General features: G+C 73.7%; 12 protein-coding genes. 8 read left to right on the forward strand and 4 right to left on the reverse strand.

Annotated features, from left to right (window positions below; translation table 11 throughout):
• Nucleotides 1–107: 107 nt before the first annotated feature.
• The 4 genes from coaD to BSZ37_RS19395 all read right to left on the reverse strand — a co-directional run bounded on the left by coaD (nucleotide 108) and on the right by BSZ37_RS19395 (nucleotide 2,656).
• Complete coding sequence (gene coaD / locus BSZ37_RS19380; RefSeq protein WP_095512127.1) at nucleotides 108–614, reverse strand: pantetheine-phosphate adenylyltransferase; 507 nt, start codon at nucleotides 612–614, stop codon at nucleotides 108–110.
• A 52-nt stretch (nucleotides 615–666) separates the two neighbouring features.
• Complete coding sequence (locus tag BSZ37_RS19385; protein WP_095512128.1) at nucleotides 667–1,212, reverse strand: RsmD family RNA methyltransferase; 546 nt, start codon at nucleotides 1,210–1,212, stop codon at nucleotides 667–669.
• A 90-nt stretch (nucleotides 1,213–1,302) separates the two neighbouring features.
• On the reverse strand, nucleotides 1,303–2,175 hold the full coding sequence (locus BSZ37_RS19390; protein WP_095512129.1) for a hypothetical protein: 873 nt from the start codon (nucleotides 2,173–2,175) through the stop codon (nucleotides 1,303–1,305).
• Nucleotides 2,176–2,179: 4 nt separating this feature from the next.
• A complete protein-coding gene (locus tag BSZ37_RS19395) occupies nucleotides 2,180–2,656 on the reverse strand; it encodes a hypothetical protein (RefSeq protein WP_095512130.1) in 477 nt (158 codons plus the stop codon).
• A gap of 162 nt (nucleotides 2,657–2,818) precedes the next feature.
• Here BSZ37_RS19395 and BSZ37_RS19400 point away from each other — a divergent pair, with 162 nt between their 5' ends.
• The 8 genes from BSZ37_RS19400 to BSZ37_RS19435 all read left to right on the forward strand — a co-directional run.
• Nucleotides 2,819–3,613, forward strand: coding sequence for a pyridoxine 5'-phosphate synthase (locus BSZ37_RS19400; protein WP_095512131.1), 795 nt, complete (start codon nucleotides 2,819–2,821; stop codon nucleotides 3,611–3,613).
• Between the two features lie 197 nt (nucleotides 3,614–3,810).
• Nucleotides 3,811–4,344: a hypothetical protein gene (locus tag BSZ37_RS19405; protein WP_095512132.1), complete on the forward strand. Its 534-nt coding sequence runs from the start codon at nucleotides 3,811–3,813 to the stop codon at nucleotides 4,342–4,344.
• Nucleotides 4,341–5,105 carry a hypothetical protein gene (locus BSZ37_RS19410; protein ID WP_095512133.1) on the forward strand — a complete coding sequence of 255 codons (765 nt, stop codon included), beginning with the start codon at nucleotides 4,341–4,343 and terminating at the stop codon, nucleotides 5,103–5,105. Before BSZ37_RS19405 ends, BSZ37_RS19410 begins: the two co-directional genes overlap by 4 nt.
• Nucleotides 5,106–5,229: 124 nt before the next feature.
• On the forward strand, nucleotides 5,230–7,329 hold the full coding sequence (locus BSZ37_RS21675; protein ID WP_143537749.1) for a hypothetical protein: 2,100 nt from the start codon (nucleotides 5,230–5,232) through the stop codon (nucleotides 7,327–7,329).
• 84 nt (nucleotides 7,330–7,413) lie between these two features.
• The gene (locus BSZ37_RS19420) at nucleotides 7,414–8,313 is read left to right on the forward strand and encodes a hypothetical protein (protein ID WP_095512134.1); all 900 of its coding nucleotides are present in this window, start codon (nucleotides 7,414–7,416) and stop codon (nucleotides 8,311–8,313) included.
• A gap of 56 nt (nucleotides 8,314–8,369) precedes the next feature.
• The gene (gene era / locus BSZ37_RS19425; RefSeq protein WP_095512135.1) at nucleotides 8,370–9,470 is read left to right on the forward strand and encodes a GTPase Era; all 1,101 of its coding nucleotides are present in this window, start codon (nucleotides 8,370–8,372) and stop codon (nucleotides 9,468–9,470) included.
• A gap of 207 nt (nucleotides 9,471–9,677) precedes the next feature.
• The gene (locus tag BSZ37_RS19430; protein ID WP_095512136.1) at nucleotides 9,678–10,187 is read left to right on the forward strand and encodes a hypothetical protein; all 510 of its coding nucleotides are present in this window, start codon (nucleotides 9,678–9,680) and stop codon (nucleotides 10,185–10,187) included.
• Between the two features lie 3 nt (nucleotides 10,188–10,190).
• A partial coding sequence (locus tag BSZ37_RS19435) for a hypothetical protein (protein WP_179299771.1) occupies nucleotides 10,191–10,944 on the forward strand: 754 nt, incomplete at its 3' end.

Below are 10,944 nucleotides of genomic sequence, written 5' to 3' on the forward strand. Positions count from 1 at the left end.
CGAACCGAGGGCGCGCGGCCCTCCCGGTGCGGAAGCGCTCCCGACGCCTAAAAAATCGAGGCCGCCGCCGAGCCACACTCTCCACTCCGCCCCCGAGGCGGGCCGGGTCAGTCCGCCTCGACGTCCCGCTCGCGGAGCCCGGCCAGTGCCTCCACCACGACGGGCGGCACGAACGACGACACGTCGCCTCCCCAGCGGTGGATCTCGCGGACGATCGACGCCGCGACGAACGTGTGGTCCTCGGCCGGCATCAGGAACACAGTCTGGAGCTCCGGGTGGAGCCGTCGGTTGGCGAGCGCCATCCGGAACTCGTAGTCGAAGTCGCTCACCTGGCGGAGTCCGCGGACGAGCGCGACGGCGCCGGTCGCGCGGGCGTGGTCCACGAGGAGCCCCTCGAAGGCCGTGACGGTCACGCGGTCGTGGGCGTCGAGGTCCGCCACGCAGGCCTGGACGAGCCCCACGCGGTCCTCGATCGAGAAGAGCGTCTGCTTCGAGGCGTTGACGGCGACCGTGACCTCGATCCGGTCGAACACCTTCAGCGCGCGCTCGAGCACGTCGAGGTGGCCGTACGTGACGGGGTCGAAGGTGCCGGGGTAGAGGGCGAGTTTGGACACGGGGCGGGAAGGCAGGAGGCCCGAAAAGATCGTGCGGCCGTTCGACGCCCGCTCACGCGCCCGCGCCAAACACGCTCACGACGGTCCGGCCGTAGGCGCGCGAGAAGACGAGGCCGTCCGCCTCGGCGAAGTCGTGGCGCGCGTCGTGCTCCAAGGCGAACAGGCCGCCCGGCGCGAGGAGCGGGCGGACGAGGCCCGGCAGCGTTGGGATCTCGCTCAGGTCGTAGGGCGGGTCGGCGAGGACCAGGTCGAACCGCGTGGCCGTGTCCACCGCAGCACCGAGGTGGGCGAGGGCGTCGGCGCGGAGGGTCCGGACGCGGTCGGCGACGCCGAGTTGGCGGGCGTTTCCCCGCGCCACGGCGAGCGTCGGGCCGTGGCGTTCGACGAGCGTGGCGTGCGCCGCGCCGCGGCTGACGGCCTCCAGCCCGAGGGCGCCGCTCCCGGCGAAGAGGTCGAGCACGCGGGCGTCCCGGAGCTCCATCCGCGAGCCGAGCGCGCTGAAGAGGGCCTCGCGCACGCGGTCCGTCGTCGGCCGCGTCCGGTCGCCCTTCGGCGCGTCGATCGGGCGCCGCGCGAGCGCTCCGCCGGTGATCCTCATGAGGACAGAGGGAGAGATAGGGGATCCAGAACGCGGACTCCGTTCCTCCCGCGCCCCCTCACCCCGACGGCCCCATCCCGCATCCCTCCCCTACAGCGCCGCGCCGAGGACGGGGGCGAAGGCGGCCAGTTCGCCGGGCTCGGCGTCGGGACGGCGACCGAACGCCGCGAACGGGTCGAGCCAGACCGACGGCTGGCCGACGAACTCGGCCGTGAGGTCGAGCCGGTCGTCCGTCGCGTCGTCGCCGTAGACGAGGAGCGCGTCGAGGGTCGGCGCGTCGAGGCCGGCCTGCTGGAGCGCCGCGAGCGCGAAGTAGGCCGTGTCGGCGGGCGCCGTGCTCGGGCCGTGCGTGCCGAACAGGAACGCGCCGTCGCGGACCACCGCGACCTCGGTGTGCCCGTGGAAGGCCCCGATGACGAGCGCCGCGCCGGGCGCCGACGCGACGGCCGCCGCGGCCCGCGTCGTGTCGGCCACGTCGTAGCCGCCGACGCCGAGCGCGTCGGACAGGAACGAGAGCCGGGCGTGGACGGGCTCGGCCACGTGGACCACGTGGATCCACTCGCGGTCCCCGCCGGGCGTCGACTCGACCCGGACGGTCCGGGCACGGACGCGGACGGCCTGCGTGGGCGCGAGATCGGCGAGGAGCGCCGTCTCCTGGCGGAGCTGGCCGTCGCGATCGTCGGCGTCGAGCCCGACCGGGAGCCGTGAGAAGAACGACGTCGTGGCCGTCGGGTGGGCCGCGACGACGAGGGTGTCGGCGGCCGTCCCGCCCAGTCCCTCGACGAGCGCTTCGGCGACGGCCTCGAGCGCCTCGGGGTCCCCCGTCCGGAAGACGGCGGCCTCGGCGTCGAGGTCGAAGTCGGCGGCGCCGAGGCGGCGGAGGCGGGGGCCGTCGGGGCCCAGCGTGACCTCGGCGTACCGGAGCGTCCGCCCACTCAGGCCGGCGAGGGCACGGGCGGCCATGGCGCTACTCCCAGGAGGCCGCGTTCCGAAGCGCCGGGTTCGGGGTGCGCGAGCCGATCGAGTCGGCCTCCATGTCCGGATCGCCGAGCCAGTAGACCTCGACGCCCGACGTGTCCTCGACGATCTCGTAGTTGAACCGGTTGCCCGTGCGCGGCGAGTAGACGAGCGAGTCGATGTTGAGCGGGCGGAGCCGCTCCTCGTCGGTCGCGATCTGGGCGTTGAACGCCGAGTCGGTCCGGACGAAGAGGACGAGCGAGTCGAGCGTCGAGGGGTAGCCGTCGAGCGAGTCGCGGTAGGCGATGAGCGCGGTCCGGACGTCCGACATCCGCTCGCGGGTCAGCTCCGTCTCCTGCTCGGCCGCGGCCGCCCGCTGCGCCGGAACCACCGTGACGTAGAACAGGACGACGACGAGGCCGACGATGAGGAGCCCGAGGAGGGCGCGGATCGCGAGGTCAGAGCCGCTGGCGCCAGTGGTGGCCATTGGGGACGCTTGGTGAGTCGAGAGAGGGGTGAGGCCGGCGCCGGCCGGCCCGACAGGATACCCCCGGGGCTCGTGCCTTGGCAACGGGGGGCCCTCCGGAGACCCCGTCGGCGCGGCTAGGTTGCCACGCCCCAGGCCGCTCCCGGATCCGCCCCGCCGCCCATGACCCGCCTCAGCGTCAACTTCAACAAGGCCGCCCTCATGCGGAACGCCCGCACGGGCAGCACCGGCGCCGGGCGCCCGAACGTCGGCCGGCTGGCCCGCGTCGCCGTCGGTGCCGGGGCCGTCGGCGCGACGCTCCACCCGCGGCCCGACGGCCGCCACGCGCTCGCCGCCGACGTCGAGACCCTGCGGGCGCTGATGGGCCGCGGCGCGCCCCTCGACGGCGCGGAGCTCAACGTCGAGGGCAACCCGTTCGAAGGACCGGCCCGCCACGGCGACTACGATTTCCCCGGGTTCATGGAGATCCTCCGCGCCGCGCGGCCCACGCAGGCCACGCTCGTCCCCGACGCGGCCGGGCAGCGGACGAGCGACCACGGCTGGGACTTCGCCCGCGACGGCGCCCGCCTCGGGCCGCTCGTGGAGGAGCTCCGCGGGCTCGGCTGCCGCGTGAGCCTGTTCGTCGACCCCGACCCCGAGGCGGTCCGCGCCGCCGCCGACGTCGGGGCCGACCGCGTCGAGCTCTACACCGGGCCCTACGCCTGGGCCCACACCGCGGGCGACGCGTCGGCCCTGCTCGACCGGCACCGCGCCGCGGCCGAGGCCGCCGCCGAGGCTGGCCTGACCGTCAACGCCGGGCACGACCTCGACCTGGAGAACCTCGGCCCGTACCTCCGCGCCGTGCCGGGCGTCGCCGAGGTCTCGATCGGGCAGGCCCTCCTCGCCGACGCGCTCCTGATGGGGCTCGAGGGCGCCGTCCGGGCCTACCTCAAGGTCCTCGCCGAGGCCGGCGAGTAGGGCCCCGCGTCTCGGGCTGGGTCTCACATTGGGAAGAGACTCCTAACGGCGACTCCGCGGGGCGCCAGAAGGCGTCTCACGGGCGGTTTCCACCGGATCGGGCGGGAACGGGCACGTTCCATTTTGAGACTGGAGGACGCGGGACGCGGGGTCAGGGCATGGGTATGGCGATCCGAGAGGGTCCAGACCGCGCTCCCATGCAGCAGACGATCCTCGCCCTCGCCGCGATCCTCTCCTTCGCCTACCTCGCCCTCGGCCGCCAGCGTCACGACAACGACGTCGAGCGCCGGGCGATGGAGGTCGAGGCCGAGCTCGCCGCGACCGACGTCGCGCAGGCTCAGATGGGCGCCATGGAGCGCCTCGCCTTCGACGAGGACGACACCGGCCAGACGGGCGTCCGGACCGTCCCCTCCTCGGCCCCGATCGGACCCGACGCGGGGGAGACGGACCCGTCGAGCTACGACGACGTCGACGACTGGGACGGGCACGACGGCACAGTCTCGGTGCCGGTCGGTCGGGACTCGCTCCGGTTCAGGCTCCGCGTGAGCGTCCGATACGTCCAGAACCTCCAGCCCGAATCGCCCGCGGCTGCCCCGACGCTCACCAAGGAGCTGTTCGTGCGGGCCGATGAGATCCCGCCCGCCGCGACCGACCGGACCCCAGCGCAGGCCCACCTCCGCCGCGTCGTGACGCCGGCGAGCGTCGCCACCTACATCCACCAGGGCTCATGACCTTCGTCATCGACAACCTCATCGCGATCGTGGTGGGGTCCGTCCTCCTCGGCGGGCTTCTCGTCCTCCAGCAGCGGCAGCAGCATGCCGCCATCGAGGCGACCCAGCGGTACCGAGCGCAAGCGTTCGCGTCCGAGATGACGTCGAGCGTCGAGCGCGAGATCGAGAACGCGAGGAGCCGGGCCGAAACCGACCGGTTCTTCGCGGTCGGCGCCGGCGGCCAGGTCGGGCCCGACACGTACCGCTTCCGCCTCCGCCGCGACGCGACGGGCGAGTACACCGAGGCCTTCGAGTTCCCGACGGCATCGAACCCCGACGCCCTCAGCGCCTCCGGGACGATGGTCGTCGCGTACCGCGCGACCCCGACGGGCGACTCGGCCCGCGTGGATGGCGTCGTCCGCCCCCTCCTCGAGATCACGCGCTACGAGTACCGTCGCGGCGTGGGCGCCGTCGAGACCGGGACCTACGGTCGCGTGCTCGACTTCGACGTGACCGCGCTCGCCGACGCCGACGGTGGCATGATCGCCGAGGCCGAGGTCCTCGACCCCGTTCCGCCGCGGGTCTCGCTGACGATCGTGTTCGCGCCCGAGACCGCCGGCGCCCGCGCGTCCGACCAGGCGGCGGCCCCGGCCTACTCCCTCCGCTACGCCCGGACGATCCGGATCCCTGGCGCCACCGCGCTACCGGGGGGCTTCCCGGTCGACATGGACACGGAGGGCGGCATCCCCGACGACATCCCAGCCGCCGCACCGCCCCGCTAAGGCCGCACGGGGCTCCGATGCCGAGCCCGTCGACCCCGCCGCCCCCCGTCCCGCTCACTACGTCTCACGAATCGTCTAACGCCTCTCCCCGGGCGCCCCCGACGTCTCCCAGACCCCTACTCTTATGGGCCGCTTACTCCTCCTCACCGTCATGGCCGCCGCGATCGGCGGCTCTGTCCTCACCCTCGGTACCCGATCGACGCTCCTCGAGTCGTCGAGGCGGCACGCGGAGGGACAGTCGGACGTCATCGCCCGCGAGATCGCCGAGGCCGGCCAGAGCGTTGCGCTCCGCGAGATGATCCGCGCCGGCGGCGGCTTCGCCGACCCCACGGCCAACCTCGGCGACGAGATGCCCTACGACGGGGGCCGGTTCAAGATCGACTACTCGCCGGGCGCCACAGACCAGGAGGCGCGGATCCGGATTACGGGGATCTACGGCGGGGCCGTCCACACCATCGAGAGCTCGTACCGCCTCGACCCGATGGACGCGCCGGGCCCGCTCTGGCTCGACGTCCCGTACGCCACGGCCTCGGTCGCGGCCCAGGCCTCCATCTCGGGCGCGGCGAGCAGCCATCCGGTCAACTTCGACCGGCGGCTCCACGACGAGCTCGGGCTCGGGGAGTTCCTCCCGCTCGACGAGCTCGAAGCGTCGCTCGGCGCCAGCATCGCCCGCGCCGGCACGGCGCTGGCCGTCCCTGACGCCGCGGCGTGGAGCGGCGACGGGGGCCTCCTCGACGACCTCAACGTGGACGACGCCGAGGGCCTCTACCAGGTCGCCATCGGTGCCATGACCACCGGCGACGTGACGCTCACGGGCGACCGGACCGAGGCTGGCACTGTCACCTGGGGCTCGGCCTCCGACGGCACCACGATCACGCACGTCGACGGCGACCTCACGATCACCGGGACCGTCCGCGGCCACGGGGCCCTCGTGGTCAGCGGCGCGCTCAACGTCGAGGACAACGGGCCGGGCTCCGGCGACGACGGCCGGCTCTTCTGGGACGGCATCGTCATCGTCCGCGACACGACGAGCCTCCTCCCCGTCCGCCTCGACGGCCGGGTGGAGATCAACGGGATGCTCATCGTGGCGCACCAGGCGTTCCCGCCGGGCGGCCACCTCGACGTCACGATCAACCGGGCCCGGGACGGGATGTCGGCCGCGCAGCCGTGGGGCGACCTCTCCGGTCAGGTCTCGCCCTGGCGGGGCCGCCGCGGTCCCAACCCGATCTACCCGTTCCACCAGCACACCCACGCCTTCGACATCACGCCGACGGCGACGCCCCGCGGCGACCACGTCCACTTCCTGACGAACGGCGCGGCCGGCGTCCATGAGACCGAGACGACGTTCCGGTCCTTCATGAACAGCCTCGGCGCGCAGCCGGTCTACCTCGAGTTCGCCAACGCCGCCAAGCACGGGTACTCGCGGTACCACCTCGACGTCGGCGGCGAGCCGGGCACGGACGGGCGCGTCACGGGGACCGTCCAGAACGGCTTCGGCGCGTTCGCACGGGCCGACGACCCGCACCGGACCCAGGTCTTCCCGGCCAACCAGCTCCGGACGCTCGACGTCGACGTCGCCAGCCTCCGCGCCCTCCGCCGGGCCTTCGACTCGGACCCGGCCTGCGCGACCCTCTGGCCCCTCTGCATCGGGCAGAGCTGGGACCGCGGCGAGGCCCTCGCCGTCCGCGTCCGGCGGGCCTCCGACAACGCCCGGCTCTACGAGTCGTCCATGTACTGGCACATGCGCCAGGACGAGGAGGACAAGCACGAGGCCGAGGAAGCGGCCTGGCGCGCCAAGATCCAGGCCGGCGAGGCGTTCGGCACGAGCCTCTCCATCGGGAAGCGCGTCTCGATCACGTTCGACGTCGACGAGATCGACGAGCTCTCCGGGAAGCTGGGCTTCGAAGGCGACCGCGTGGTCCTCGTGGCCACCACGTCGGCGCACCACACGGCGGCCGAGACCCGCGCCGGCAAGACGGTCGACGACGGGGGGTACGACCCGAACGAGCACGACCCGAACGAGAAGGTGGTCATGTGCCACTGGAAGGGACTCCCGTTCGCGAGCGAGCCCAAGCACAACCATGACGTGAAGTGGAAGGACGTGCCCAAGAAGCTCCTCGACAACCACACCTTGGGATCCTGCCCCCCCGGCTCCGGCGGCTCCGGCGGCTCCGGCGGCTCCGGCGGCTCCGGCGGCTCCGGCGGCTCCGGCGGAAGCTCGTAAGCCCACGGGTCAACGGGCCATCGCTGGTCGGTAAAGCGCGCGGGGGAGACGGTCGATACCCGTCTCCCCCGCGCTGTTTCGGCCATGGTGCCTGCCCCTCTCCCGTTTCGCCTCGCCCCGCGGAGGGCCGTCGCGAACCTCCTGTTCGGGATGATCTGGGCCGAGGTCCTCGTCGTCGTGCTCGACGTCTGGCTCCACCTCGGCGGCGGCGTCGCCTCCCCCGACCTCGCCGGGTGGTTCGACGCGGCCAGCGAGCGGGGCGTCGGATCGTGGCTGTCGGTCACGCAGACGGTCCTCCTGGCCCTGACGCTCTGGGCGGTCGTGGCCGTCGTCCGCCAGTCGGGCGCAGCGCGGGCGCGCGTGGTGGGCTGGGTCGTGCTCGCGGCCTTCATGTCCTACCTCGCGCTCGACGACGGGACGCGGCTCCACGAGCGCGTGGGCGCGGCGTTCGAGGACTCGGCGGCGAGCAAGCGCGGGATCGGCGCGGCGTTCCCGAGCTACTACTGGCAGCTCGTGCTCGGCCCGGCGTTTGCCGGGATGGGCCTGTTCATGGCTGTCTTCCTCTGGCGCGAGTTCCGGGAAAGCGGGCTGTGGAAATACGTGGGCGGCGCCTTCGCCCTCCTCGCGACGGCCGTCGCGCTCGACTTCGTGGACGGGCTCGCCGACGGGCACCCGCTCGACCTCTACGGCCAGCTCGGCTCGCTGGCGGCCGTCGAGGCCCGCGCCGCGGCGTGGTTCGAGCTTCCCGGCCCCGCCGCGGTCCTCCACCTCTCGCGGATCGTGGAGGAGAGCCTCGAGATGGCCGCGATGACGCTCCTCTGGGTCGCGTTCCTGACCCACCTGACGCGCCTCGCACCGGGCGTCCTCCTCACGTGGGCCCCGGAGGAACCGGCCCGCTCGCGCGTCCTCCGCGCCGACCTCGCCCCCGAGCTGAAGCCGGGTGAGGCCGAGCCGTCCGCGAGGCCGAAGCCCGCCGCCGTGTGAGGCGAGCCGAACGGGACCCGCCGTCGCGCGTTCGCGAGGCCCCGCCCCCGCCCCTCATGGACCCCGACGCCCCGCTCGACCCCGCCGAGTTCGACACCGACCTCGACCCTGCCGGCCTCGACGCCGACGCCCCCGAGGCGGACGACGCCGACGGCGGGCCCACGCTCGGCACGCCCGAGGAGGCCGCCGAGGCCTACGGCGTCCCACGCCCCGAGGCGCCCGCGCGGAGCGCGGCCCACCAGAGCGGCTACGTCGCCATCGTCGGCGCGCCCAACGTGGGCAAGTCGACGCTCCTCAACCGGTGGCTCGGGACCAAGCTCTCGATCGTGTCGCCGCGCCCGAGCACCACGCGGAACCGCGTGCTCGGCATCCTCACGGCCGAGCCCGGCGAGCGCGAGGCGCACCCGGCCGGGTTCCAGCTCGTGCTCCTCGACACGCCCGGCGTCGTCCGCCCGAAGTACCGACTCCACCAGCACATGATGCGCGACGTCGACCGCTCGCTCGGCGACGCCGACGTCACGGTCTTCCTGGCCGACGCCACGCGCGACCGGCTCTCGCACGACGACCACCAAGCGGCCGAGCGCGTCCAGACCGCCCGAGGCCCGGTCCTCCTCGCGCTCAACAAGACCGATAAGCTGGGGCTCGTCGACGAGGCGCTCCCGCTCGTGGCGCTCTACACCGAGGCGCTCGGCCGCGAGCCCGACGCCGTCGTCCCGATCTCGGCGCAGGAGGGCACGAACACGGCCGCGCTCCTCGACCTCGTGCTGGAGCGGATCCCCGAGGGCCCGCCGTACTACCCGGCCGACCAGCTCTCGGAGCACCCGGAGCGGTTCTTCATCTCGGAGATCGTGCGCGAGGCCGTGTTCCACCAGTTCCGCGACGAGGTCCCGTACGCGACGCAGGTCGTCGTCGTGACCTACGAGGAGCGGCCCGGGCGGAAGGACTTCGTGGCCTGCGACATCGTGGTCGAGCGGGACACGCAGAAGGCCATCCTCATCGGGAAGGGCGGGAAGGCGCTCAAGCGGCTCGGGCAGGCGGCGCGCGAGGAGATGGAGGCGTTCCTCGGCCGCGGCGTGTTCCTCCAGCTCTATGTCAAGACGCGGGCCGACTGGCGCGACCGCGAGGGCCACCTCCGCGAGTACGGCTTCGGACGCTGAGCCGGCCGGTAGGTCTGCCCCCCCGCGGGGAGGTATCGGAATGGGAACCGCGCCGGCAGCGACGCCCCGGCGGCGGTCCCACGGTGGGACGACCGGGCGTACGGGCCTTTCCAGGGGAGGGTTGAGGTTCCAGATTGAGACAGTGCTTCGGCGTCGGGGCGCTTGGCACGATTTGCGGGAGGGCACGCCCAGCCCCCAGATCGCCCGATGCCCCAAACGCTCCTCGCCCTTGGCGCCATCCTCGCGTTCGCCTACTTCGCGTTCTCTCAGCACCAGGCGACCGCCGACGTCGAGAAGAGCGTCGTCTCCGCCGAGTACGAGCACGCCGCCGCCGAGGTGGGCCAGAGCCGCCTCGCGGCGGTGACCGCCTACCCCTTCGACGAGGTCGACCTCCACCGGGAGGGCGTCCGGATCTCGCCGAGCGGCCTCTCGACCGTCGGCCGGGACGACGGCGAGACCGCCGAGGCCCACTTCGACGACGTCGACGACTTCCACGCGGCGCCCGCGCGGCCCGTCGACGTCCTCTGGGTCGGGCAGCCCCTCGCCTTCACGGACTCGGTGAGCGTCCGCTACGTCGACCCCGCGACCCTCGCCCCCGTCGCCGGCCCCTCGCTCGCGAAGGAGGTCACGGTCTTCGTCCGCGCCGTGCCCGTGGGGTGGATCGGGACGCCGCCCATCGTCGCCGAGCTCCGGCAGATCGTCACCCCGACCCGCTGACCTATGGCCTTCTTGCTCGACCACCTCGCCGCGGCCATCGTCGGCGCGATCCTCTTGGTGAGCCTCATCGCCATCCAGATCCGCGGCCGCCAGTCCGCCGTCGAGGCGACGGTCCGTCACCAGGTCGAGTCCCACACGACTCAGTTCCTCCACACGCTCCAGCGGGACCTCGAGAACGCCCGGACCAGCCGCCAGGCCCGCGCCGCCCTCGGCTCGTACCAGACCGACCACCTCGGCGGCCCGACCGAGCGGGCCTTCGGGGTTCACGGGACCCCTACCCAGACCGACTGGATCGAATTCGTGACGGTCGGGGACCCGACCGCCGGGTTCTCGTCTCCCCTCGTCGCGGTCGCCTACCGGATGGAGCCGACCGGCACGCAGACGGTGGTGAATGGGACGGCCCGTGACCTCTACCGCGTCGTCCGGTACGAGGCCACCTCGGCGGGCACCTGGGCCCCCCGGGGCGGCAGTTCGGACACCGTCATCGGCTTCCGCGTCCGCGCCCTCGACGCGAACGGGCAGCCCGTCGTCGACGGCCGACTGCGGGACCTGCCAGGCCGGGTCGAGATCGAGGTCCTCGCGGCGACGGCCGCCCCCGAGCAGCGCTCGAGCGACCAGGCCGCGACGACGCCCGTCGGCGTCAGCCGCCAGGGCGCGACCGTCCGCATCGCCGCGGCGGGGGCCTCTGCCGGCGCCCTCCCGCCGCCGCAGGGCGGCGCGCCCGGCATCCCGCGCCCGCCGGGGACCCACCCGCCGC

This window comes from Rubrivirga marina, from assembly GCF_002283365.1.
In the GTDB taxonomy this organism is placed as follows: Bacteria; Bacteroidota; Rhodothermia; order Rhodothermales; family Rubricoccaceae; genus Rubrivirga; species Rubrivirga marina.

Excerpts from the sequence above, each read along its gene's own strand:
- BSZ37_RS19410 (WP_095512133.1), top strand. The coding sequence starts at position 4,341 with ATGACCTTCGTCATCGACAACCTCATCGCGATCGTGGTGGGGTCCGTC.
- BSZ37_RS19405 (WP_095512132.1), top strand. The coding sequence starts at position 3,811 with ATGCAGCAGACGATCCTCGCCCTCGCCGCGATCCTCTCCTTCGCCTAC.
- BSZ37_RS19390 (WP_095512129.1), bottom strand. The coding sequence starts at position 2,175 with ATGGCCGCCCGTGCCCTCGCCGGCCTGAGTGGGCGGACGCTCCGGTAC.
- BSZ37_RS19420 (WP_095512134.1), top strand. The coding sequence starts at position 7,414 with ATGGTGCCTGCCCCTCTCCCGTTTCGCCTCGCCCCGCGGAGGGCCGTC.
- BSZ37_RS19395 (WP_095512130.1), bottom strand. The coding sequence starts at position 2,656 with ATGGCCACCACTGGCGCCAGCGGCTCTGACCTCGCGATCCGCGCCCTC.
- BSZ37_RS19385 (WP_095512128.1), bottom strand. The coding sequence starts at position 1,212 with ATGAGGATCACCGGCGGAGCGCTCGCGCGGCGCCCGATCGACGCGCCG.
- BSZ37_RS21675 (WP_143537749.1), top strand. The coding sequence starts at position 5,230 with ATGGGCCGCTTACTCCTCCTCACCGTCATGGCCGCCGCGATCGGCGGC.
- BSZ37_RS19400 (WP_095512131.1), top strand. The coding sequence starts at position 2,819 with ATGACCCGCCTCAGCGTCAACTTCAACAAGGCCGCCCTCATGCGGAAC.
- era (WP_095512135.1), top strand. The coding sequence starts at position 8,370 with ATGGACCCCGACGCCCCGCTCGACCCCGCCGAGTTCGACACCGACCTC.
- BSZ37_RS19430 (WP_095512136.1), top strand. The coding sequence starts at position 9,678 with ATGCCCCAAACGCTCCTCGCCCTTGGCGCCATCCTCGCGTTCGCCTAC.